At 56.7% G+C, this 23,771-nt stretch carries 21 protein-coding genes and 1 pseudogene; 5 read left to right on the top strand and 17 right to left on the bottom strand.

Annotation, left to right across the window (positions count from 1 at the left end; all coding sequences use genetic code 11):
- Positions 1-91: 91 nt before the first annotated feature.
- The 7 genes from OMP40_RS14705 to OMP40_RS14675 form a co-directional block, all read right to left on the bottom strand.
- Positions 92-1,948 (bottom strand): DUF7402 domain-containing protein, encoded by a 1,857-nt coding sequence (locus OMP40_RS14705; RefSeq protein WP_277532306.1) that lies wholly within the window; start codon positions 1,946-1,948, stop codon positions 92-94.
- Complete coding sequence (locus OMP40_RS14700; RefSeq protein WP_277532305.1) at positions 1,923-2,399, bottom strand: hypothetical protein; 477 nt, start codon at positions 2,397-2,399, stop codon at positions 1,923-1,925. The genes OMP40_RS14705 and OMP40_RS14700 overlap by 26 nt, the downstream gene beginning before the upstream one ends.
- Before the next feature lie 200 nt (positions 2,400-2,599).
- Complete coding sequence (locus OMP40_RS14695) at positions 2,600-2,959, bottom strand: hypothetical protein (protein ID WP_277532303.1); 360 nt, start codon at positions 2,957-2,959, stop codon at positions 2,600-2,602.
- Positions 2,960-3,350: 391 nt separating this feature from the next.
- Positions 3,351-5,963, bottom strand: coding sequence for an S-layer homology domain-containing protein (locus OMP40_RS14690; protein ID WP_277533193.1), 2,613 nt, complete (start codon positions 5,961-5,963; stop codon positions 3,351-3,353).
- A 67-nt stretch (positions 5,964-6,030) separates the two neighbouring features.
- A complete protein-coding gene (locus OMP40_RS14685; RefSeq protein WP_277532301.1) occupies positions 6,031-6,726 on the bottom strand; it encodes a hypothetical protein in 696 nt (231 codons plus the stop codon).
- On the bottom strand, positions 6,626-8,470 hold the full coding sequence (locus tag OMP40_RS14680; RefSeq protein WP_277532298.1) for a hypothetical protein: 1,845 nt from the start codon (positions 8,468-8,470) through the stop codon (positions 6,626-6,628). The genes OMP40_RS14685 and OMP40_RS14680 overlap by 101 nt, the downstream gene beginning before the upstream one ends.
- A gap of 827 nt (positions 8,471-9,297) precedes the next feature.
- Entirely contained in the window at positions 9,298-10,662 is a 1,365-nt protein-coding gene (locus OMP40_RS14675; RefSeq protein WP_277532296.1) for an IS110 family RNA-guided transposase, read from the bottom strand.
- A gap of 760 nt (positions 10,663-11,422) precedes the next feature.
- Here OMP40_RS14675 and OMP40_RS14670 point away from each other — a divergent pair.
- Positions 11,423-11,683 carry a hypothetical protein gene (locus tag OMP40_RS14670; protein ID WP_277532294.1) on the top strand — a complete coding sequence of 87 codons (261 nt, stop codon included), beginning with the start codon at positions 11,423-11,425 and terminating at the stop codon, positions 11,681-11,683.
- On the opposite strand, the gene OMP40_RS14665 is transcribed toward OMP40_RS14670, so the two are convergent.
- A complete protein-coding gene (locus OMP40_RS14665) occupies positions 11,644-12,594 on the bottom strand; it encodes a metallophosphoesterase family protein (protein WP_277532291.1) in 951 nt (316 codons plus the stop codon). The two genes, OMP40_RS14670 and OMP40_RS14665, sit on opposite strands and share 40 nt — an antisense overlap.
- A 173-nt stretch (positions 12,595-12,767) precedes the next feature.
- On the opposite strand from OMP40_RS14665, the gene OMP40_RS14660 reads away from it, so the two are divergent.
- Positions 12,768-13,199 (top strand): hypothetical protein, encoded by a 432-nt coding sequence (locus OMP40_RS14660; RefSeq protein WP_277532289.1) that lies wholly within the window; start codon positions 12,768-12,770, stop codon positions 13,197-13,199.
- Between the two features lie 300 nt (positions 13,200-13,499).
- Here OMP40_RS14660 and OMP40_RS14655 read toward each other — a convergent pair whose 3' ends face one another.
- The 6 genes from OMP40_RS14655 to OMP40_RS14630 form a co-directional block, all read right to left on the bottom strand.
- Entirely contained in the window at positions 13,500-14,678 is a 1,179-nt protein-coding gene (locus OMP40_RS14655; protein ID WP_277532288.1) for a DUF2190 family protein, read from the bottom strand.
- Between the two features lie 266 nt (positions 14,679-14,944).
- Entirely contained in the window at positions 14,945-15,556 is a 612-nt protein-coding gene (locus OMP40_RS14650) for a hypothetical protein (RefSeq protein ID WP_277532286.1), read from the bottom strand.
- Between the two features lie 37 nt (positions 15,557-15,593).
- Entirely contained in the window at positions 15,594-16,082 is a 489-nt protein-coding gene (locus OMP40_RS14645; protein WP_277532285.1) for a hypothetical protein, read from the bottom strand.
- Positions 16,083-16,099: 17 nt separating this feature from the next.
- Positions 16,100-16,513 carry a sugar isomerase domain-containing protein gene (locus tag OMP40_RS14640; RefSeq protein WP_277532284.1) on the bottom strand — a complete coding sequence of 138 codons (414 nt, stop codon included), beginning with the start codon at positions 16,511-16,513 and terminating at the stop codon, positions 16,100-16,102.
- The gene (locus tag OMP40_RS14635; RefSeq protein ID WP_277532283.1) at positions 16,507-16,842 is read right to left on the bottom strand and encodes an SIS domain-containing protein; all 336 of its coding nucleotides are present in this window, start codon (positions 16,840-16,842) and stop codon (positions 16,507-16,509) included. Before OMP40_RS14635 ends, OMP40_RS14640 begins: the two co-directional genes overlap by 7 nt.
- Position 16,843: 1 nt before the next feature.
- Positions 16,844-17,599 (bottom strand): sugar isomerase domain-containing protein, encoded by a 756-nt coding sequence (locus OMP40_RS14630; protein WP_277532282.1) that lies wholly within the window; start codon positions 17,597-17,599, stop codon positions 16,844-16,846.
- 201 nt (positions 17,600-17,800) lie between these two features.
- Between OMP40_RS14630 and OMP40_RS14625 the strand changes: the two genes are divergently transcribed.
- Both OMP40_RS14625 and OMP40_RS14620 read left to right on the top strand, forming a co-directional pair.
- Positions 17,801-18,565 carry a DeoR/GlpR family DNA-binding transcription regulator gene (locus tag OMP40_RS14625; protein ID WP_277532281.1) on the top strand — a complete coding sequence of 255 codons (765 nt, stop codon included), beginning with the start codon at positions 17,801-17,803 and terminating at the stop codon, positions 18,563-18,565.
- A gap of 18 nt (positions 18,566-18,583) precedes the next feature.
- The gene (locus tag OMP40_RS14620) at positions 18,584-19,558 is read left to right on the top strand and encodes an N-acetylglucosamine kinase (protein ID WP_277532280.1); all 975 of its coding nucleotides are present in this window, start codon (positions 18,584-18,586) and stop codon (positions 19,556-19,558) included.
- A gap of 42 nt (positions 19,559-19,600) precedes the next feature.
- On the opposite strand, the gene OMP40_RS41745 is transcribed toward OMP40_RS14620, so the two are convergent.
- Complete coding sequence (locus OMP40_RS41745; protein ID WP_420871935.1) at positions 19,601-19,936, bottom strand: ABC transporter substrate-binding protein; 336 nt, start codon at positions 19,934-19,936, stop codon at positions 19,601-19,603.
- A gap of 28 nt (positions 19,937-19,964) precedes the next feature.
- Positions 19,965-21,101, bottom strand: a pseudogene (locus tag OMP40_RS14615) (AraC family transcriptional regulator); the annotation flags it as partial.
- A 160-nt stretch (positions 21,102-21,261) separates the two neighbouring features.
- Here OMP40_RS14615 and OMP40_RS14610 point away from each other — a divergent pair.
- Positions 21,262-21,618 carry a hypothetical protein gene (locus tag OMP40_RS14610; RefSeq protein ID WP_277532277.1) on the top strand — a complete coding sequence of 119 codons (357 nt, stop codon included), beginning with the start codon at positions 21,262-21,264 and terminating at the stop codon, positions 21,616-21,618.
- A gap of 131 nt (positions 21,619-21,749) precedes the next feature.
- Here the strand turns inward: OMP40_RS14610 and OMP40_RS14605 are convergent, their stop codons facing one another.
- The gene (locus OMP40_RS14605) at positions 21,750-23,765 is read right to left on the bottom strand and encodes an S-layer homology domain-containing protein (protein WP_420871934.1); all 2,016 of its coding nucleotides are present in this window, start codon (positions 23,763-23,765) and stop codon (positions 21,750-21,752) included.
- Positions 23,766-23,771: the final 6 nt, after the last annotated feature.

Genomic DNA, 23,771 nt, shown 5'->3' with positions numbered 1-23,771 from the left:
CCGCCTGTCTGCTTGCCTGCCTTCTAGATTGCGACCTAAAGCGCGACAAAAAAGCCGTTGGCGCTCCAACGGCTTTTTGTCGCGCTTCCTTTTAACTGGGATCAAGCGTAATCTTGTCTACGTTAATATAAGCAACGTTCAGCCAATAAACCCTGAATTCCAATTCATGCCCGGCGACCGAAGAGAACGGCAACGGGAAATCCAGGTACGTGAACGTAGAAATGAATTGCTTTCTTGTAAGGGTCTTCTGCGCGAGCATCGCGCTTGTCGTAGCGTCGTACACTTCGATTCTGGCTACGGAATCGTCGTTAGCCGTATTATTGTCCGTCATCATTCTGAATACCGCATAATGGCTGCCGGCCGCGACATTGTTCCAGTAGGGACCATACACCATATGATCCGCGTTATCCAATGTCCAGCTGGCGGACCAGCCGTTGCCGTCCGCGCGCCCGATCCGGTGAGCGGCCTCTGCGCCCTCAGCCTCGAATACCCTTCCCCCGGACGCTTCCTTGCCAAAGGCTTCGATTTCCGCCAAGCCTACATTCGGCCCGCTGCCTGAAGCCTGGAAGCGCACCCAGTTGACCAGCTTGAACGGAAACGAGACAACCTTGCCCAAGCCTGAATTATCGATTCCCGACACCGCAATCGAGCTGCCGTCGCTGAACGTCAGCGTGCCTCCGTTGGCGGAATCGATCATGTTCGGACGGTCGTACAGCACAACCTTGTTAATGCGTTGGCTGCTCGGCCAATTAAGCTGAATCCACGGGCTCTGTTGCCCATCGGAGGCCCATTCTCCCTTGTACCATTGGTTGATGACGCCATCGGTCGCCATCGTCGCGGCGTTCCCCGGATCGGAGGCCTGGGAAGATACCGTCACGACTGCGCTGCTCGCCGCGTTAACCGCCTGGAACACCTGAATCTCGGACAATCCGACATGGACGCCCGCGCCGCCGCTGGTCTGAAATTTAACCCAGGAGACCGATTTATCCGCGAACGAAACCGCTTTAGCCGCGCCGTCTGCAGGAATGCCGCTAACCGAGATCGAGCTGCCGTCGCTGAAGGTCAATATGCCGCCGTTGGCATTGACCGACGTGTCGGCCCGGTCGTACAAGACCACCTCGTTGATCGTCTGGTTGTTGAGCCAGTTCAATTGCAGCCACGGGTTGACCTCCGCCGACGACCATTCGCCCGTTGCCGCTCCGATGACATTATCAGTCGCTTTGCTGTGCGCTGCCGCAGCGGTATTCAGTTGCGAAGAGGCGGTCAGCATGGCCGCCGGCGCAATATTCGAACCGCGATAGACTTGAAATTCGGACAATCCGACGTTGGCCCCTGCGCCGTCCGTGACCTGGAACTTGACCCAGGTTACCGTTCTTTTGGAAAACTGAATGGCTTTTCCGGTTCCGTCGTTGGGCAGCGCAGGCACGTTCACCGAGCTGCCGTCGCTAAAGATCAGCGTACCTCCGTTGATCCGATCGGTGAGATTGCTGCGGTCGTAAAGCACGACCTTGCCGATCGTTTGGCCGCTGGCCCAGGTTAATTGCGTCCATGGCGTCATTTCGGCGTTCGAGGCCCAATCCTTGATGCCGACGATGCCGTCGTTAAGCAGGGATGCGGTCGTACCGCCGGACGCGGAGGACACGGTGGCGGTGGCGGCCGCGGCAAGATTTGTCGTATTGGAAATCGTGTAAGGCGTCAGCAGCACGCCGACCACCGATTTGGCGGGAGCCGCCAAATGAAGGAGCGCATTGCCCCCGTTCACCGCCAGGGGAACCGTCGTTAACGGCGATCTGGCGTTGTTCGAGGCGCTCGCTTCGAAAATATTGGCTTTGACCGAAGATAGGGTCCCCAAGCCGGTCAGGTTCATATCGATTTCGATTGGAGATGTGCCGTCGTTGACGACCCAGGCCACATGTTCGCCGTTAGAATTGGTAGCAGCCCCCCGCATTCGTCACCGGACTGCTGAACGCGATGTCTCGTATGGTGCCGTTGCCGACGCCCAATCCCAGATCCTTGGACAGCAGCCGAAAAGCGTTAGAACGCGGCGTCTGGAAGCCATTCGCATACACGCCGAAAAAATCGCTGTCCGTCACCTGGTCATTATCGGCGAAAACGTTGGCGCCATTGGCCTGCAGCTTATAGAAATCGGTTAGCCGCTTGCCGGCAAAGCTGACGGCATCGGGATGATCATTATTAAGCGGCGTCCCGATATAACGCCAATCCCAATTCCATTCGGTTATATACACAGGAAAGTTGATCAGCGCGGCATTATAATTTTTCGCTGCGTTTTTCCAATTGGCGACGGCCTCGTTGTTGTTCACGGAATAATAGTGGTGATAGCTCAAGAAATTGAGCAAGCTGCCGGTCGAGCCGCTCGTAATTCTGCTGTCCTGCAGCAACGCCGTCCCCCAACTCGTGAGGTTCGGATCCGATACGACCGGCCCCCCCGATCGGCACGGAAGCGTCTACTGAACGGATGGCCGACGCGGCATGATAATAAATATCTTTATAGGCGGTTAATCTGTCGTTGTAAGGGCCTGCAGGCATGTGCATGAAGTTCGGGTGGTCCGGTTCATTCCAGATTTCCACCATCCCTATCTTACCTTGATAGCGCTGATAGATTTTTTTTGACGACATCCTCGTAAACGACCCAGTTCGTAGGCGGAGACCACCATGTCCCGTCGTGAGAGAGCCACCCCGTATTGTAGCTCATGATCAATAATATTTTGATGCCGCGATTGTAGTAATCAGTGATCCAGGGGTCATACTTGCTCCAGTCCCATGTCGCAGGATCGGACACTCCCGTGCCGCTCTGCATGCTCGCCAAATAGGCGGAAACCGTCGTATTCGGCAAGATTTCTCCTAAATAGGCGTCGCGCCTCGCAAAGTTGCTGCCGGATTGTTTAAAAGCATCGAGCTTCGTCGGCGCGTTCAGCGTATTGATGGCGCTCCCGAACACATCGGGATATCCCGTACCTTTGTTGGACGTAAAGTTTGCCGTGACCGTCGAAGCCGCATAAGCGTAATCGGCTCGAAGGCCCGGCAGGGGGGAGCAGGCTGCACAGCACGGCAACGATCGCCAATAAGCACTGGGTTGAACGCCTTGCTTTCATGAATGCCATTAATCGTTCCTCCTCTTCATTCGTTGGATTGCGCCAGAAAAAGTAAGCGCTTCCCAAAAGCATAAAACTTTTCCTCTCCTTTCAAATAGTAAAATTTCAATGTCGCGCTATTAAATTTTCTACTTTTTTTGATGATAGCCTGTCCATGCGCAGGCGGGTTCCAGATTTCACGAAACGAAAAGCCCCCTTGCCGCACGAGCACGCTCGGCAGGGGGCGTTTTTACTTCGTTATTGTTGAAGTGCGACCCATAACTCGGACAGAATTTGCGCGCCTTCCGCTCTCGTCAGCCTTTCCTTCGGCGCAAAGCGATTGTTGCCGCGTCCGTCAAGCAAGCCCAGTTCTCGCGCTTGACTAACCGCCGCTTGCGCCCACGAGTGGATTTGATCCAGATCGTTAAATGGAGCGGTACTAGCGCCCGCACCCGCATGACCCTTTTTGTATGCATAAGCCCGGATCGCCAGCACTGCCATTTCCTCGCGCGTGATCGTATCGCTTGGCGCGAACAAATCCTCGCTTCTTCCAAGCACAATGCCGGCCTCATATACGGCGGCGACGCTGTCCGCATACCACTTCGTTGAATCGACATCTTTGAACGTCGCCTGGTTTACGGCTTTTAGATCCAATGCCCGCGCAATCATGGCCGAGAATTCCGCTCTCGTGACGATGCCCTGCGGTTCAAACCGCGTATCGGATACGCCCTCGATCACATGCTTCGCGGCCATCAGCTTAATGACTTCGCCGGCCCAGAAGCTTGAAGGGACATCCGAGAAGGTTTTGTCATATTCCAGCACGGCATAGGCGGCCGGATGATCGATTTTAACGGTCATCGCGCCATCGGTCAGGTCTCCGCCCGCATACTTCGCGGTTCCGTCCGCCGCAATCTCGTACACGCCCGACAAGCGGGCATTCGCATCCGGATTAACCTTCAACGTGAGCGTTAACGGATCCGCAAAAGCGGCAACCGGCAGGACCGAGCCGTCGGCGGCAACGACATCCAGCTTGAAATCAATGACGTCGCCGGCAGCCGTCACTTGAAGCGAGCTCCTATTCAAGCCTTGAAGAACAGTCGCCACCGTCTCGTTTGGAACAAGCGCCGCCGAGAAACGGATTTGCGCGCCGGCGGCTTGCGCACCGGTTGCGGCGCTTTGGATTTTCTGCAGCTGCTCCCTGGAGAACGAGACCGTCATATGGTGCTGCTCGATTTGCAGACGATTCGAACCGATCAGGTCGGCTATATCGGTTGGAAGCCATACGGACTCTTTGTTTTCCAACACTTTAATGCGTACAATGCCGTCTTGCGCATTTTTAAGATCCGCAGCCGTAACCGTTTGTCGGCTGCCGCTATCGATCGGCGAGGTCGATGTCGGCGGCGTGACATCGACGGGCGTCTCCGGAGCAGGCTTGCCGACCAGCTTCATATCGGCCCAATTCGCCTGATCGTCGCCATTGCCCATCCACATGAGCTGTCCCCATACGTTGCCGCTCAGCTTGCGGGTCGAGAGCACGCTCATCCCTGCAACCTCGTCATTGCCCGGAACAAAGGACGTCGATCGCAAAGCGCTCCAGGGGATCGCCATCTCAAGCACGTACGCGTGCGCCGCCGTATCCACCTTCGACTGAATGACCGCATCGGTTAATGGATATTCTTGAACGCCCCCGTCATCCCCCTGCCTCATATAAGCATGCGGCTGCGAATCCGGACCGCCGGCCGTAAATAGAACCGCGTAATCGCCTGACCGGTAAGCCGCTCCCGACTTGTCGTGGTCGGTGTCGAGGAAGAGCATCGACGCAGTCGAGCTGAACATATTGGCGCCCGTTTCCGTAAACAAAAACTCGCTGTCTTGCCGCTGTTCAAGCACGTACAGATTCGTGTCGTCCCATTTCAGCCGGTATCTGGCATCGATATGGCCTGTATCTCCCCACAATGCGCCGTAGCGCAGCAGATCCGGATCGCGCTCATTAATGACGATGTCCTGCGCGTCGCTCCACTCGCCCTCATCGACGATACCGTCTACGGAGATCGGCGCGGCCGCCCAATGACCGGCATAGACCGGCTTGACGAAGTTAATCTTGACCGGCAGCATATAGTCGCTTCCGATCCCGCCTGCCGACAAGCGAATCGGCTGCTGCGGCGAAGCCGTCGCAATATCCGCATTCGGCGTGATCAGCACGCGAATCGTTCGCGTCTGATGCGGCTGGATCTCGATGTGATCGTCGGGGAAAGCGATCGCCAGCTCCGGTTCGCTGTCGCCGGACAGCGTCAGCTTGTGGAGCATGCCGCCCCAGCCTTGTCCATAGCGATCGCCGATCTTGACATAGACCGCTTCCGCAACGCTTGCGTAGCTGCCGACCGGATAGCTGCGCTCCCTGATGTTCGCGCTGCCTTCTACCGAACTATCGGCTTCGTAGTCGACGACGTTCCAATTCGTTCCGTCGGCGGACAAGGACATTTCAAAGCGGTTGGACAGGGTCAGCTTTAATACAGGGTTGCCCAGGTCCTGCGGTACGGGAATCCGGTAAACGAAATCGTTGGACCCGTCCGCATAACGACCGCCTCCGGAGATCGCCGAGCCTTCATTTTCGATCAGATAATCCCCTTCCGATGACGACTCCGGAACGAAGGACAACGCGTCCTTGAGCGTAGGAAGCACGGACATCGCCGCTTGATGCGCGACCGTATCGCGATTCGTCACGGCCAGCTCCAACGCTTTGGTCTCTCCCGGCTGAATATTCAAGACGTCGTTCGCGCGGACGGCAAACGGCGGAATACGCTCTTCGTAGCTAAGCGTAAAGCTGTACATCACGGGTCCGAACCCTCTCGAAGGATCCGCATTGGTCATTTTCACGTAAACTTCGCCGTCGGCATTCGCATATTGCGCCAAATTGCCGATTTTTCGTATCCCTTTGTTAGCGCCCCCCGACGACCGGCTCTCCGTTCGCATCGAGATCTGCCCGAAAAAGCTCGGTCCAGGATGAATCGTCGCCGGAGACACTGATGACGTAGTTGTTGGCGATCTCCAGCAGCAAGCTCGCTTGCGGGTATTGACGGGTATCGAATTTGTAAACGAGCTCCTGATCGAGATCCGTATATCGAAAATCGGGATGCTGTCCGCCGTTATAACGGACCTTGTAGTCGGCGTCCCGATCCTTTTGGTTCGTCTCCACGCGCTTTTCCGCCAAGTCGGCCGGCGCCGAATCGGGAACCGGCGTCGTCGACCACCGCACGTGGATCTTCACGCCCTGCTTCAGGTGATCGTGCCGGATCAGCAGCGTCCTGGAGCCGTTCTCCCATTCCGTCGATACGGTGACGGGTTCGTTCGCGGCATTCGTTGCCGTCACCGTCTCCGGGTACAGTCCCGCAGGCGCGCCCAGTCTGGCGCTTGCGCGTGAATTCGGCGTACCGGCCAGTGTATAGGCGGTGTCGACAGCGTCTTCCACAACGTCCGTCAGGTTGCCGCTTGCGAACAACACCTCGGGCTTGGACGTATCTCTGTCATTGATGTCATACAGCATCGCAGTCGTGCGGGGCTGCATCTCCGTCATCCCTGTCACGACCTGCAGCCGGTCGTCGAACAGATCGATGTAGGACCCTTGCAGCTGCAATTGCTCCGGCTGGTCCATCACTTGAATCGTCGTGTACGGCCCGCGGACGGACTTGAGCAGATTCGCTTCGGCGTAAGTCCCCCCCCGCCTGCTCTACCGCGTATTTCGCAATATCGCGGATAAGCTGGGAAGCCGCCGGGCGCGAAGCGAAGTAGTCGGGCGCTACGCCCACGACGATGACCTTGCCCTGCTCGACCGCTTGCTCATAGGCAACGGACCGTCCGCTCGCCGCGTACAGCGAAGTCGCGCCGGCACCCGGCTCGGCAGAAGTCACCGCAAAACGCTTGGGAACCGCGATCGAGGAGCGTCCGCCGAATACGCCGGTCCCGCCCGAAGCTTGGAGCTCGACGTCGTTCGTGCCTGCCGAGGTTTGCTCGTTCGATACGTTTAGCCCCAGCTTGTTCCACAGATCTTGCTTTGGCGAAGACAGGTTGTTTTCCGCCCACCATTCGTTCAGTTGGTCCGTGCTGCCCGAGCCTCCGGCGTATACCAGCACGCCGCCTGCCTTCACCCAGTCGCGCAAGGCGTCGTTTACTTTGGAGCCCGTCCCCTCTCCCGCGCCGGCATTGCCGTCTATCGCTTTCCATTGGTCATAGCTGACGAACAGCACCTTCGTATTCGCCAAGACATTCGGCTTCGTTAACGTTTCCGCCGGAATCACCTGCAGCGGAATGCCTTTGGCGACCAAGGGAACCATCGGGCCGTAGAAGGACGTGACCGCGCCTGCGGTCGACATCTGCGAGATCGTATCCGAATACAAAATGCCGATCCCCTGCGTGCCGGCCTCGATCGTTGCGGACTTGTCGTACATATCCTGCAGCGCCCGGTATACATTGGTCTGAATCGTCTTGTATGTACCGGGCGCTTGCGCGAATCCCCGCTCCGACCACGGGACGACTTCAAACTGCTTGAATTGCGGCTGCATCAGCTGCGCGGCGATCGTCGTTTTATAAAACTGCTCGTACTCCGTCCAGCTATATCCCGGCGTATCGGCCTTCGGATCGGCCAAAGCGTACAGCTGCTTGCCGTCGCCGTCCAATTTTAAGTGGGCAAAAGAAGAATAATCGATGTAAGCGGATTCAAAAACCCGCCGTTCGCTCGTTCCGTTGGCGGGTACCGGCACCAGCGCGGTATCGCTCCATACCTGCGCGATATAGCCGTCGATCGTCGGGATGTTGTAATAATCGTAGTTGGAGGTGGTGATCCCGTACATCAGGTAGCTGATCGCCGTATGCGAGGCGACCAACACTTTGACGTCCGGATCGTACGCTTTGATTCGCTCGGAGACGTCTTTGAGCGCGCGGTAGCACAAATACACTTTCAGCTTTTGCGATTTGAACTCCGCTTCCTTGGAGGAGGCGGGATCGACCCAATTTTCCCCGTAATAAGCCAGCCACTCTCGTTTAAACGCATCGGAGTATCCGGATTTGATAAAGACGTCAGGCTCTTCGAAAACGATGCGCCTTGCCCCCGCGTCGACGCTGGCCTTGGCCATCGAATAGATGAAATCGTTCCAATTTTCGGTCGGCACCATATAAGGGACGTCGACGCTCGTCGAGTGGGTGATCGGGTTGCCGCTCTTATCCTTCTGGATTTCATCCTCGTGTTCTGCGCCGTCGTACAGTCCCCGCTTGTAATAATTCATGTCCCGGTTTAAAGCCATCATCACGTCCACTTGATAGCCCCGATTCGCCCATGCCGACACCCGCGATTCGATCGAGGCAGGGTCGACGACGTAAACCATGACGGAATCCGCCAAGACATGGGCGCTTTCATCGGCCCCTGCCGCCGCCGTCTGGAATGTCGTACGAACGGGCGGTTGGACATTTACGGGGTCTGCTGCCGCATACGCAGGCATAGCGCCCGCCATTGTTAGCGCTGCCAAAATACTCAACATCTTCTTTCTCATTACACACCTCCGAAAGAATAAATTCGATTTATTTCATATTGTTCTATTACAAAATATATCTTTTAAATTTGTATTATGTCAATATAAAATAATATCAATAAATACACTTGCGGCCTTTGTTTGCGCAATGGCGCGCAGCGGACGGACTCAGGAGCCCTTATTTTTGTTCCGATCGCGCTTTTCGGCCCGCTCGCGGACCCAGGAGCCTCTGATATGAACGAAACTGTCAAGCGTCTCTGTTTGCACCCGTGTTTTTGACAATAGCGAATAGAAGCCTGTCAAGCGATTTTCTTTACAGGCGGTCGCATCATTTCCCATACTTTTCTGGATCTCCGGCATGGAAATGCCCGGAGGTGCCCCTACGGCGAGTAACGGGGTGCAGGGGGCGTCGCTCCCTGCGTTTCCCCTTTAGGGGACGGAAGGGGCCAATTCTTCTTTAGCTCAGAGGCAAAAGCAATTCGCTGGTCGGCAATCTGATATTCGTGGATTCACACATGTTATTCATACGTCTGGAGAGAGCTTACCCGCTAACTATTGACGAGCATAAGCATTCGCTTGCTCAAGCGGCTCACGCGGTTTTCTCTCCACCTTGCCTGATTTTGCCTCTGAGGTAAAAAAAGAATCGCTTCCCCTCAATCGCCTCCTTTGTTCGGACCCGTTGTTTACACCGCTGCTTGCAAACGAAGCTTCTCGATCTCCTTAGCAATCGCCCATACAAACCCCGCCAGTTCTCTGGCAATCGCGACCGCGATGCAACCCTTGTGCTTTCCTCTTCGCGCCAGACTCCAATACTTCTTGTGTAATCGATGCTGCGCGCTCCAGGCAATCGACTGAACCTCCGGTGGCAGCCCCTCGATACGGTCGCGCATTCTTCTGCGAATCGCGGGCGCGTGTCGGTAACTTTTCGCGGCTTCCACCAGTACCCGACGCAGATGCGCATTCCCGGCTTTCGTAATACGGCCTTGCCAGCGGCTGCCTCCCGAGGAGTATTCGCTGCTGACCAGTCCGCAGTAACTCATAAACGAAGAGGCGGAGTGAAAGCGGTCGCTGCTCATCATCTCGGATGAAAGCGTAACGGCTGTGACGGCTGCTACGCCTCGCAAGGCTTGCAGCGCTTGAACGACCGGCGCCTGCTCGCTTAAAGCGGCTTGTTCTTCAATTTGCTTTTCGTATCGTTTGATTCGCTCCTTCGTTTCCCAAATCGATTGGCGGTACTCCTGAAAGGTCATTTGTTTGCAGCTGTCCTCGGGAAAACGCAGCGTATCCAGCCATTCCTCGTACGCGAAAGTTCCGGGTTTGGCGCCTTTGGCGTCCTGAAGCTGGTGGCGAAGCAGAAACTTGCCCAGTCGTTGCTTAAAACGATTCAAATCCTCGACCGCATCCTCGCGTGCGCGAACGAGATCCCGCAAGCTTTCGTCTGCTGGCGTGGGCACGTATACCGGCGTCAGTTCTCCTGCGCGATACAGCTGTGCGAGTCGAATGGCATCCCGTTTGTCTGTTTTGACCCGGTCGCCGGCACGCTTGGGAATGAGCGAGGGCGCGACCACGCTGCAAGCGATGCCTGCCGTCAATAGCCAACGATAGAGCACATAGCCGGTGGGACCTGCCTCGTAACAGACCCTTAAAGTCACCTCCTCTTTCTCACCCGGACGACGCAGCCTTTGCAGGAGTTTCAATACCGCTTCCTTGCTATGCTCGATGACGCCAAAGTACCGTGCTTCTCCTCGTCCCTCATCCGCGAAGGCAACCGCGATTTTGGATTTGGATACGTCTAAACCTACGTACTTGATGGCCATACTCATACTAAACCGACTCCTTTTGCTTTGAGCTCTGTATTTGGTAAATGGGTGTTTCTGTAAACGCCATTTTTCCCAAATGTAACCTCCGAGATAAGCAAACAGGATGTCGGTTTCGTTCATGATAACTATTGCGGGGTTGGAAACTTTTTTTAGCCTGGATCTGGGTGAATAACGACTCTCCAGTCCGAAATGATCGCAATTGCTCCGTTTTGTACGAAATAGCGTCATCTGAGTCCGGTATCTTCGCTCGGCTTGCCTCCGGTTACTCCCACAGTTCTCATTTTCATCGCACGCTTACCTTGCCGCCTTATCCGGGCAGAAGAGGCGCTTTACAGCGTTACCTGTCGGGACGTCGGCTTATACCGAGCCAAGAGGCGCTGAAGGGCGTTACCTGTCAATTTATACTTTCGATATTTAAAAAAAGCCCCTCCAGCTTCTGGCGGGGCCGACCGAACGTTAACAAATATAGGCGAACGCACATATATTGAGGTCGTCTTCAATTTGCACGGAGGGGGGTTATGCAATGAAAAGCCAAAATACGAAAGGGTATCGACGAATCCCTTTAAAAAAAGCTCCCCCATTTAAGCGTTGCCGAACGCTATCCCAAAGTCGTCGGTCAAGTTAAACCGCCCGCATCGACGCCAATCCATGCGAACAACGAGAGCCATGCATCGGACGCAATGGAAAAATGCATCGACCGCGCCTTTCGGATTCCGATTTTTTTTAAGCATGACGAGCACGCTGAACAGCCAGCAGGAGCGATTTTTGAATCGTCTTATCGCAGAGATCGAGGACGCGCTGCTGTTCCCGCGAACGTTGCCCGAGAGCGAACAATATCCCGAAACGGTGCTCACCAACATTCGACGTTTGGTCATATCCAGCTACGGGCTGCTGGCGATCGATTTCCGAAGATTTTTCGTTCAGATCCTGAAAACCAACGCAGGGCAGCCGCCTGTTGCGACGCCCTTCTGGGAAGGCTCCGTTTTTTTTGCAGATCGAACCTTCGATGGCGTTTCAATTCGGCCTCCCCATCCTGCTCGTTCGGGAAAAGGGGACCGATACCAGCAACGGCATATGGCAGGGAGGCGTCTCGCCGCTTAACATTTTTGTCGAGTGGGACTCCGACAATCAGTCGATCGAACAGTTTTTCAGCAGCGTCCAATGGAGAGAGGTTCTTGCGAATTGGGCGGCGGAGGTCAGAGCGAATTATTATATTCGAACAGAGCCGTCGTTCGGCATTCCGACGTGACGGCCTCGTCCGCAGGTCAAGCCGTATACCCGATCGGAATGACGCGACGCTTGACGACTTTGCCGTTGCGTACGGTGAATTCGACGATGTGGAAGATCGGCGTTCTTGTTCCTTTCAGAAATCCCTTTTTTAACGAGCGGCGCGCCCGCTCCGCCGGATATGACGTAGCGGGTTCCCTGATAGGTCAACGAATCAAAAGCGTGTACATGGCCGAGCAGCACATGGCCGACCTTGCCGCGGATCGTATTCAGAAACCGAGTCAATTGCCCCTTCTGATTGCCGAAGGTCGACTCGGGGTCCTGAAAATAGTTCGGGTTGGCCCACTTTCCGATCCTTGGCGGAACGTGCATCAGCACAAGCGTGTTTTTCGCCGCCGTTTTCAGCTTCCTCTTCAGGAAGTTTAATTCCGTCGGCGGAAAGCCGTAGATCGGCTCTTTATTTTGATCCAGACCCAATTGCCGGATATTGTTGAGACCGATAATCTTCGTTCGGATGCGAGGCAGGTTCAGACTAAATCGCGTAGGTGCGATAAAGGTGCGGAAATTTCGAAGCGGTCCGTTGATGCCGGTCCGGTCATGGTTGCCCGGCGTAATGAAAAACGGAATGTCCGGCACGCCCTTGTTCGGATCCCGAATGAGTTGAAGAAGGCTTTTGACCGGAAGTTTGTCGGTGTAGATCCCTCCCGTTTTAAATTCCTTGGCCGTCCCCGTAAATACCGAATCCCCGCTATGCAATATGAATAGCGGCTTTCTTTTCAAGGCACGGACGGCCGACAGCGCCAGTCCAAAGATGGTATTGCTCGCTTGACCGTCTCCCGCCCAGCCGTCGCCCATAAAAACGAACGTATAATCATTCGGATTTTTCAGCTTGCGCACCTGGCTTCGAAGACGCCGCGCAGAGGTTTCGAACAACGATGCCGCATTCGCCGCCGACCCGGATTTCACACGCAACAGGATCACATTCCCTTCCGTTTGTCTGTGCCCATCGTATGAATCGGAGATAGGCGTCGCGACGGCGTCTGCCTAAGGCAAAAAGCGAAACATCCTCATATCATGAAATATTGACGAAATGAGGAGTGGTGCATGTGGCTGTCATCAAGGCCGGGGATTGCGTCGGCATTCTCTACTTCACGACGATGGGAGCGCCGGCTACCGTTCACGACGGCGTTCTCGTTACCCCCAGCAGTCTGGATCCGAAAACTTACAGCGGGCCGGTTACGATCCTGCATTACAACATCAACAGGAAAACAGGGCATCTTTTTCGCCAACTGATCACGGCCACGCCTATTGAAATTCGCAAGACGCCTTTTATGAAAAGCGATCAGAACGGACGCTGCAACGGTCCGGTCGCCTCTCCGGCGATCCCGGCCGGATCCTGCGTAGCCGTCAAATTCAAAGTGCCGAAATCTCCCGCATTCCCTGCGGGCCGGGAAGTGAAAAACGGCAGGTTGCTCTGTCCGATCAAAAACGGAAACGCGCCCCCCAAACGAAGTGTGGATCTACCATTGGTTAGTTAAAAATCCGAACAGCGATTCGCCCAGCTTAAAATTGGAGCTGAAAAAATACACCGGGGTTACCTATGTGGAAAAGGCGAGGGTATATCCGCTGCCGTCCGCAAAGCGGGCGGCCCGATCGGCGAAGGGAAGAAAAGGCGTTTGATCGCCGCGCCGCGCCGCACTGCACCGTACTGCAATTGTCCAAAGAAAAAAAGTAATAGACTACAGTTGTTTATTTGACGCGGGTTTTCGAGCTGGAAAATCGTTAGTCTTAGACTGCCTATCGTTTCCGATCGCCGTCGTTTACAAGCTTGACCTTCATCAGATTGTCCCCCCTGGTTGTACAGGCCACGGGCTTCCCCCGATCTTCTCGCCCCTATCGTGCTTGACCGCCCGGCCCGCATCATCCAGCTCGACCGAATCGTTCACGGCAAGTTCGGCAAGCGGAGCCGTGGGGATCATGACGATTCCGCGATCCTGCACGATCCCGTATTCACCGGCCGGTATGTCGTCAAGCGCCGTACCGCACAGCGGATCGCCGTAAGTCCAAGGCTTCACGTCATGCCCGTCCATGGATACCAGACTTCCTCGGCCAATATCCATCGTACCTGTATTGCACGCGAAACGATGGATCGACGGATCGCTTATGGACCATTTTCCCTCGCACAGCTCGTTGAATGCAGTGGGGAGCGACGTGAACCCCAAGTCCAAAGTCGTGACGGCTTCAACAAAATCGATCGAATTGCCCCGCATTTCGAAGGAGAAGCTGGATTGTACGTACGGCCGCAGTCGCTTCGGAGCGATCCCTTTTAAATAGAGATAGCGGAGAAACTCCGCCCGACAGCCCTCGACGACTACGGTATCTTGGCCGTAGGTAATCAGATCGCCGATGACAATGAAGGGACTGATGCAATTGTAAAGCTCGATCCGGCAGCCTTCTCCTGCGTAGGCTTCGAAGTCGTTGCGCAACCAGAGCATGCCGTTGGAATGTACGCCTCTGGCAACGACCCGCTGTCCTTTCCGCAGCCCGCATGCGAGACAGTTCCGGTAATTCCCCATGTCGGGCGTGTTCTCATTGATCAAGGTGCAGTCGATCAGTTCGATCGTACCCAGAAGGAAATCGTCGTCGATGTGAATGGGAGCCTTCGCGTTATAGCTAACGATCGTCATATTCCGTAACCCCGTATATTCAATCCTTTGGCGATAGTAAAGGGTGTCAAACACGTTTTTACCGTCGCTGTAGACGTCGTCCCGCTTGACGATTCGCGTCCCGCCACGGGATTGGCCAACAAGCTCTACGTAATTTTTTAAGCCTAAGCAGAGATTGCCGTCGTTCGATACATCGTACACGCCGTTCAAAATCCGTAGCACATAACGCTTTCGGAAGGAATTGTCCGTTATGTCGTCGAGTGCGGTCTTCAAATCCGTATAATCGCAATCCACGCCGACGGTACCGCCTGCTTTCACAATCTTCTCCACAAGCTCGTAAGGGTCGCTCATCGATTGGGTCTCCCTTTTGTCGTCATTGTCGGCCTTGCAGACCGCCATCGCCCTGACAACCGAATCACGGAGGAAGGGCGACGGTAGCTTAACCAACGGGCGTCATTCTCCAGTCTAATACTTTATTTTCTCAGTCTACAACTTTATTTTCTTAGTCTAATACTTTATTTTCTTCTGACAGCAATCGCAAAGAGACGCGCGGGAATCCCGGCGTCTCTTCATCCTGCTTGCTTTTCCATTTGATTCTCGGCGCGGAGGCGATCGTCCTAATCGCCGTCGGTTCCCGGCAGCCGAACCAGCTTGCCCGCGCCCGGTTCCAGCCGGATCGTCAGCGCAGGCGCCCGCTCGTAGACGATGACGGCTTCGGCCGGCTCGTCGTGACTGCGGTTGACCACGAACAGCGCGTCGGGCGCTCCGTCCGCGGAGAAGCAGCCCGCGACGACCGGGTCTCCGTGCAGGGCGGTCGCCGGACCGTAGGACGGCAAAACGCGTTCGACGCCTTCCGGTATGTCCCCGCTTACGAGAATGCCCTCCGGCTGCAAGGACTGCAGCACCGGACCGACGACAGCCAGCTCGCCGTTGATCCGCTTGACCCTGTCGTACTGCTCGGTTCTGGAGCCGTCCTTGCGGATGAGCGCTTCCCCGAAGGTCTCGTTGTTCCAATCCTCCGGCGACCAGTAGGTAAAGTACTGGATCCCCACCGCACCGAAAGCCAGGCTCAAATTGACCTGCCAACGTAGCTCCGCTTCATTCGGCTCCCTGTACTTGCCGTTGAACGACAGCGTCTGAATGAACAGCCAGAACGACACGCCGTGCCTGCGGCAAGCTTCGCTGATCTGCCACAGGTTCGCAAAATAGTCCGGCTTGTTCTTGTTCATGAGCAAAGGATAATGGTCGTACGACAGCACCTTCGGCTTAAACGCAAGAAGAAATTGCTCCAGATAGTCCGCGTAAGTATCGGTCCCCCCACATCGGAGGCTTCGCGTAGGTCGGCAGCAAATTGACGTAAGCCAGGCCGCCTGGCACATGCGCGTAATAGCTGTCGGCGAGCGCGGCCAGCCGTTCGAATTCCTCGGCCCCCGGTTCGTCGAAGAACAAATGCCCCATATAAGCGGGATGCGCTGCGTAAGGGGCGACCAGCGGACCCATTTCCGACAACTCGGACAAGGCCAGGTTTTTCACGCGGGGATCGCTGACCAGATACTTGAGACCGTTCGCCTCGGCGCAATCGAGCGCCTTGAAGACCGTCTCCTCGCCATCCTCGATCTCCCTGAATCCGATGACAAAAGTAAATCCGCCGTCGCGAATCTCCTTGTATCGCTCGATAGAAATCTCGGACGCCGGAGGCGGCACCCACATCCCGATCGGAAAAGATCGTTCGCCGACAAAAGAAGTCTTGCTCATGTCCCGTTCCCCCCTGCCTACATATAGTGGATCTGCGTCCGGTACCGGGCAAGCAACGCCTGGTTGTAGGCGTCCCCGCCGTCCCGGTTGCCGGACATGAACACCGGCGGCGTCATGCCGCGCGCGACCAGCAGCCGCAGCGTTTCCGAGACGACCGCGTGCATGATCGTAATGCCGGTCACCGTAGAGATGGCGCCCGTCTTGACCGGCAGTCCCGCGATATCCAGTACCGCGTCTCCTTCCGGACACATCAAATCCAGGATCATATCCGCGATCTCGAACAGGCGGCGTCCGCTGGCGTGCCGGCTGGTTACGGCCTCGGAGTATGCCACCGAGGTCAGCGCGACGACGGTAATGCCTTGGTCCCGCGCCCACAAGGCCATCTCCACGGGAACGTCGTTGCGTCCCGATACCGACGCGACGATCAGCACGTCCCCCCGCTTCGATCGGCGAGCCGGACAACACCGCTTCGGCAATCCCCCGATATCCGTTCGTACCGGCTCGTCAGCGTCACTGGACGAACGTCGAGCGTCATGCCCGGCAGCAGAATCGGATTCATGAGCAGGAACCCGCCGGCCCGGTAATACACCTCCTGGGCGAAGATGCTGGAATGGCTGCAGCCCGTGATGTAAATCGATCGCCCTTCCGCCACCTTGTCCGCCAGCAGCGCCGCGACGGCGTCCATCGCATCGCGCTGCTCGTTTTGAATGCGCCGCACCGCATCGGTCACGCTCTGGCAATATGCCGCGATCGGGTCCATCTTAATGTCCCGTCTCTTGGTAACGCCGCATCTGCGCGTCGTTGAACTTGTCGCTGCCGGGGTTGTTGATCGACTTGAGCACGGTGGGCTGAATCCCGCGCTCCAGCAGAAGTTGAACCGTCCTGGCTTCGATCGCCCACATGATGACGGACGATGCGATGCCCGAAGCGGGGCAGATCGGCGCATCCATGCCCGGCGCCTCGATCATCGCATCCAGCGCCGGCGCGCAGTTGTCGATCGCGAGATCGGCCAGCTCGAACAGCCTCTTGCCGCTGGAGTGGTCGCTCTCCAGCAGCCGCGAGTACGTCAGGCTCGTCAGCGCGATGACCGTGACGCCCAGCTGCCCGGCTTCGATCGCGAGGTCGACGGGAAATACGGTTTTCCCGGACACGCTTCCTATAATAAGGACATCGCCGGGATGGACGTTGCTCGACTTCAGCGCATACTTCATGAGGCCTTCGAGGCTGCGGTCCTTCTCTCCGTCCTGGGGACGCTTGCGGACGTCGTTGTTCAATTCGAACTTCAAGGCGAGCCGCTTGAAGCTGTACAGCCCTCCCGCTCTATCGATCAATTCGCTGTCCAGCATGTGGCCGGTGTCGAACACGTGAACGCCCTTGCCGTGCGCGATCGCATCGGCGACGAGGGCCGAGGCTTGCTCGATGGCCTCGCTTTGCGTTTCCTCCACCTGTCGAATCAACGCGTTAATCTTCTGAAAGTAAACTTGCTTGAGATCGAACGGTTGTACAAGGATCGCCATACGCCTCCCTGAAATCGAATAGCACTCCGGTATATCTAAAACCCTTCGTTTTCTTTCATTTATTTTCGATTTTATTATATTTATCTGTTTTTCCCATGTCAATTTATATATTTTTTCTTTTATCGTTGTTAAGCGAAAGGTTTTGATATAAAATCACCATAAATCCGTCCGTATCACGCATCATGCAAGGAGAGATCGACGATGTTCGCTTCGCAACGACGTGAAGAGATCTACAAGCTGGCCCGGGATCGCCAATTCATCTCGGTCGCCGAGCTAAGCGGGATTTTCCAGGTGTCCGACGTCACCATCCGGTCCGACCTCAAGCTGCTGGAGCAGCAGGGCAAGATTACGAAAAATTACGGAGGCGCGTCCATTATCAGCGAAGACGTGCAGCCGCTTTCCACAACCTCTCAATTGCTCAGCGGTATTAAAGCGGCGATCGCGCGCGAGGCGGCCGCTTTGATCGAAGAAGGCGACAGCGTCTTCCTGGATTCCAGTTCGACGACCATTCTGCTGGCCGACGCGATCGTCGGGATGAGCGACGTGACGGTTATTACCAATTCAATCCCGATCTTCGACAAGCTGAAGGAGTACCGCAGCGGTACGATGATCGGCATCGCCGGTACCCTGAGTCCGTACACGCAGTCTTTCGTCGGCCCCTTCGCCGAAGAGATGATCGCCAAGCTGCGGGTGAGCAAAGCCTTTATCGCGCCGAAGGGTCTGTTGCCGGAAGGGCTGCGGGATACGAGCGTGCAGGAAGCGGCCATCCGCAGCAAAATGATGGCGTCCGCCGACAAAGTCATCGTCCTCGCTGACCATAGCAAATTCAACAATGAGAACGTCGTCTTCAGCATCTGCGGCTTCGATAAGGTTCGGCACGTCGTCACGGATCAAGCGCCCAAAGCGCCGTTCGACAGCGTTCTTCAGCAGAAAGGCATCGAGATTCGGGTCGCTAACCTGACTTAGGCGGAGGATGGATGGCCGATGAGATACATCGCATCGCTGGACGGGGGCGGCACCAAACTATGCTGCCTGATCGCCGATGAACGGGGAAGGCTCGTAGGCCGGGCGATCGCGGGCTCGACCAACTCCCAGTTCGATACCGTCTTTGAGATCCGGTCTGCCATCCGCTCGGGGGTTGCTGAAGCGCTGGATTCAGCGGGCATCGCGGCCTCGGACCTCTCGGCGATCTATACCGCGATGCCCGTCCTCCAGGTCGAGATCGTCGAAGGAGCGCTGGACACGATCGTCGGCGGGAATACGGCCGTCCATATCTTGGACGAATTTACGCTCTCCCTGTTCGGCGCCATCCAGGAGAGGTACGGGAGTCTCGCGCTGGCGGGCACCGGGTCGTTTGCCGGCGTGCGCAATCAAGAAGGCTTTTCGGCCGTCGGCGGTTGGGGCGCCATGATCGGCGACGAAGGCTCTGGGACGTACATCGGCCAGCAGGCGCTGGCGGCTTGCTCGCTCATGGCGGACGGACGCGGACCGTCCACGATGCTCTTGGAGCAAATCTTGCGTCTATGGAACGTTCCCCGCCTGCTGGACGCCATGATCATGCTCTATGCGACGAAGCTGAACGCGCAGCGCAAGCTCGTCGCGGCGCTCTGTCCGCTCGTCGGCCAGTGCGCCGCATCGGGCGACGAGGTCGCCGCCCGGATCCTGGAAGACGCGGCCGGACAGCTGGCCGATCAGATGGTGCACTTGATCGATAAAACGAACGCGCAGGCTCTGCCTTTAACGGTGTCGGGCGGGGTCTGGAAATCCAGTCCGCTGCTCTTCCGGTCGTTCGGCCGGCGCGTGAAGGCGCGCTATCCGGACATCGCCCTGATCCCGCCGAAGTTCGATCCCGTCATCGGCGGCATCCTGCTCGGACTCGAGGCGCTTGGCATGGACGTCGGGCAGCTGGAGAAGGATACGTACGGCGATTTTGCGTTTCCGAGGTTCTCATTGGATTAAATAAAAAAGAACGTCCCGTCAAGGACGCTCCTCTGTTCTTTGTTAACGCTTCGTCAAGCTGTCGACGACAAACTCAAGCTCCGCTTCGAGCGAGACCGGATCGCTGTAGATGAAGCCCCGGGTGTCGTTGCGGTACACGCGGCCGTTTTTCACGGCGGGCAGTTTGTCCCAGATCGTGCCCTGGAAGACGGGCTCCGGATCTTCGCTTCCCGTCCAGCCGCTGATGAAGATATAGTCGCCGGCGTATTCGGGAAGCAGCTCCAGCGTAAGCTTGGCCCAGCCCGTGCCGCTGTCGATCGCTTCCTTCTGTATAATCGGCGGCGCCTTCAGTCCGAATTCCCCCGTAAACGATGTCCCCGCCTCTGCCGAAGCTGCCATAGGCGTAGAATTCCTTGGCGCTGCTCGAGTCGAAGATCGCAACCGTCTGATCGCCGACCTCAGCTTCCACAGCAGGCTTGTACGCAGCGATCTTCTTGTCCCACGAATCGATCCACGCCTCCGCCTGCGCCTCGCGGCCGGTCATTTTGCCGAATTCACGCAGTTGCTCCCGCACCGGCACGCCGTACTCCAGGGCGACCGTCGGCGCAATTTGCGACAGCCGCTCTACCACATCGGCCGTATTCCAGATCAGGATCAAATCCGGCTGCAGCTCCACGATTTTCTCATACGGAACGTCGCTGCCGAGATTTTCTACGCCGTCCAGCTTGCCCTCATTGTAATTATGGAACGCCTCTTCCCCGACCGCGATCGGCTTGATACCGAGCGTCAACAAGTATCCGACATAGGCACCGGCCACGACGACGATCCGCTTCGGATTTTTCGGAATTTGCACATCGCCGTTAATGGCGTGATACGCGATCGTTTCCGACGATGCGCTCGCGGGCGCTTCTGCTTGCTGACTTGACGTCGCTGCCGCGCTTCCTTGCGCGGTGACATTACTGCTTGCCGTGCCGCTCGCCTGACTGCCGCTTCCGCCCGCTCCCCCTGGGGACGCATTCGAACAAGCCGCTAACAGCATGATGAGGCAGAGCAGTACGGACACGCCTCTGGCCGATCGATTACGAACCACCGAAACACTTCTCCTTCTGCTAAGCTGATTATGATTTTCATTCTCATAACAAGTATAAAAGCGAAGGCCGGAAGCAGCAATGGACGATCCGCGCTTCGCGACAGGACGATCGGAGCCTGCCGGCGCACCATGCGAACCGCTGCGGCATTGATTCGGGGTCATCCCTGTCGTCTTCTTGAATATCCGGTTGAAGTAGGAAACGTCGCTGTAGCCCACGCTTGCCGCGATCTCCTGAATCGACAGCTCGGTGTTGGCCAGCAACTCGCCCGCTTTGCGTACCCTCGCCTGAATCAAGTAATCGATGACGCTTTCGCCCGTTTCCCGCCGGAACTGCTTGGACATATAAGGGACGCTATAGTGGAACAGGTTCGCCAACGATTCGCGCGTAATGGTCTCGGCATAATGCGCCTCGATATAGCGGGCGACCTGCTCGGCCAGCTTCGGACGGATCGCTTCGATCCGATCTTCTTCCATCTGACGCAGCAGTTCGTTCACGAATTGATAGAACATCGATTTTACATGAAGCCGATCGAGCGTCCCCCCTGCCTCTTACCGCTTCCAGCATAGACTCGGCCCGATTCAGCAAAAGAGCGGGATGCGACGGCGCAAAACCGTAGTTCAGCCTGAAGGGATCATGCCGCTCAAACAAACGCAGCAGTTCGCGCCGCGCCGTCTCCGGCATCGTCCCTTTATAAAAAATAAAATAAAATTCCAAGCTATCGCCCGTCAGCTCGATATCCATGCATGCGCCCTTGCCGCCGTGCATCACATAAAAACGCCGCGCCTCATGCTCGACACCGTCCAGCTTCATTCGTGCGCCGCCCCGCACGGCATACATAAAAGCGCTCGCGGGCAGCCGATAATCCCGAAGCCTCTCGCCACTCGCCATCACGCGATGTCTGACGTCGATCACGCGAATCACTGCCGCATCCCAGAGGAGAAGCTGCTCCTGCAGGCGGAACTTTGTTGTCATCGTATGCACATCCATTGAGAATCGTTATCAATATTATAGACGGATATTGCCAGGTGCGCCAGGCAATTCTGCGGGACCGCCTGAACGGCAAAGGACAGATGCCTATTCGAGCATCTGTCCTTTGAAGTCGGGAAGGCTTGCTTTTGCGATTAATCGATCAGTCCGGCGGCTTGGAGTAGTCGGCGTACGACTACGGCGGCTTCCGCGCGCGTCAGATTGGCTTCCGGATCAAGCTCGCCGTTCCTGCCCTTCAAGAGGTTCAGCTGCACGGCGCTAGCGAAGGAGGTACGGGCCCAGCTTGGCACGTCGCCGCCATCCGCGAAGGCAAGCAGCGAGCGATTCGCTTCATCCTCGGTCAGATCGGCGCTCAGCTTGGCGATCGCGCCGGCGCGAATCAGCACGGCCACCGCCTCTTGCCGCGTAATGTTCCGGTTCGGACGGTACGACCCGTCTGCGTAACCGTCGATCAGGTTATAATCGGCCGCCGCTTGAACGGCTCCCGCGTACCAGTTGCTTGAAGCAACATCCGAAAAACCGCCAGTATAGTCCTTCGGTTGAATCCCAAGCCCCCGCGTCACGATCGCCGCAAACTCCGCTCTCGTAATCGCCGCGTTAGGCATAAATTCCTTGTCGCTTACGCCTTCGACGATGAGACGGGAAGTCATGTCGTTCACTTCGGCGCTCGCCCAATGCGCGCTCACGTCTGTCATTACGCGAGGATTGTAGATGACGGAATAAGTGCTGTTGGTCAAGCTGCTGATTTTCGCGTAATATTTGCCGTTCTCTTGTACGACGACCGTCGGCTCGTGATGCAGCGCTCCGTCGTCCGTCAGCACGACGCCCGTCGTGATGCCGCTTGGCGATACATCGTCCGGAATCGCGATTTTTCGTTCGACGTATCCGTTAAACTTGTTCACGGGAACGGTCTGCGGACCGTAGACAGCGGCAATCTCGAAGTCTACCGGATTTCCGATCGTTTGAAGTTGCCCGGTCTTCGCAGCCTCCCGCACTTGAGCCGTCTTATCGGCGGACGATGCGGAAATTTGAATGCGGATCGCGATATCCTGAAGGTTCGTGCCTGCACCAAGCTGCGCGGACAGGCCGCCGATATCGATCAGGGATGCCGGGATCGTATACGTGCCTTTGCCGGTTTGAATTTGAAGCTGCGCAGCGTTGGCCTCCAGCGCTTTGACCACGCTTCCGTTCAGCTCGCCGATGACGTCGTCGCTGCTACCGCCGACCGGAATGGTCAACAGCTTGTTGTTTTCCCGCGACAGCTTGTCCAGCACCTTCTGGTTGTCCAGCTTAACCGTCGTGACGGTACGGCCGCCTATCGTCTGCTGCTGAGAAGTCGCCAGCTGATCCTGCTTCACGCCGTCTACCCAGATTTCGACATCCGGGTTCGCCGGTGTCGTCGACGGAGAGGGCAGCGGCGTCGGCGCATTGTTGACCGTTACGTTCGCTTCGGCCCGGTAATCGCCGTAAACGGCGGTAATGACCGTCTGACCGGCAGCGACCGCCGTCACCATTCCCGCAGCGTCAACCGTAGCGACTTCCGTATGGCTGGAGCTGTAGGCAACGCCGGCGCTCAGCACGAACGTGCTGTCATCGGCATAGACCGCGGTCGCTACCGATTGGTGCGTGCTTCCGACATCCAGCGAATAATCGGAGCTATCAAGCGTAATGCCCGTTATGGCAGGAGGGAGCGGCGTATCGCTGACCGTCACGGTCGCTTGAGCCTGATAATTGCCGTATTGGGCGGTGATCGTCGCTTCGCCGGCTGCCACCGCCGTCACCAGGCCCGAAGCGTCAACCGTGGCGACTTCCGAGTTGCTGGAGCTGTAGGTCACGCCGGAGCTCAGCGCCTTCGTGCTGTTATCGTCATAGAGCGCAGTCGCTGCCGATTGGTGCGTTCCGCCGATACTTAGCGAGTAGGCGGCGCTATCCAGTTGAATGCCCGTTATGGCGGCAGGAAGCCCCCATACCGCGCTAAGCCTTTTGGTTTCGGTCATCACGATCGTATCGCCGGGCGCATATTCGACAGTGGTACCGCCCTGCGAGCTCCAGCCTTTGAACACATATCCCGGTTTGGCCAGGTCGCCTTGATCGGCCACGATCGCGGTTTCGTTCGGCAGGTAACCTTCGGGCGTCGCCGCCAGGGACATGCCTGT

The organism is Cohnella rhizosphaerae, from assembly GCF_029525575.1.
In the GTDB taxonomy this organism is placed as follows: Bacteria; Bacillota; Bacilli; order Paenibacillales; family Paenibacillaceae; genus Cohnella; species Cohnella rhizosphaerae.
Note: the sequence above shows the minus strand (reverse complement) of the source record. Positions and strands in the feature narration are given on the sequence as shown.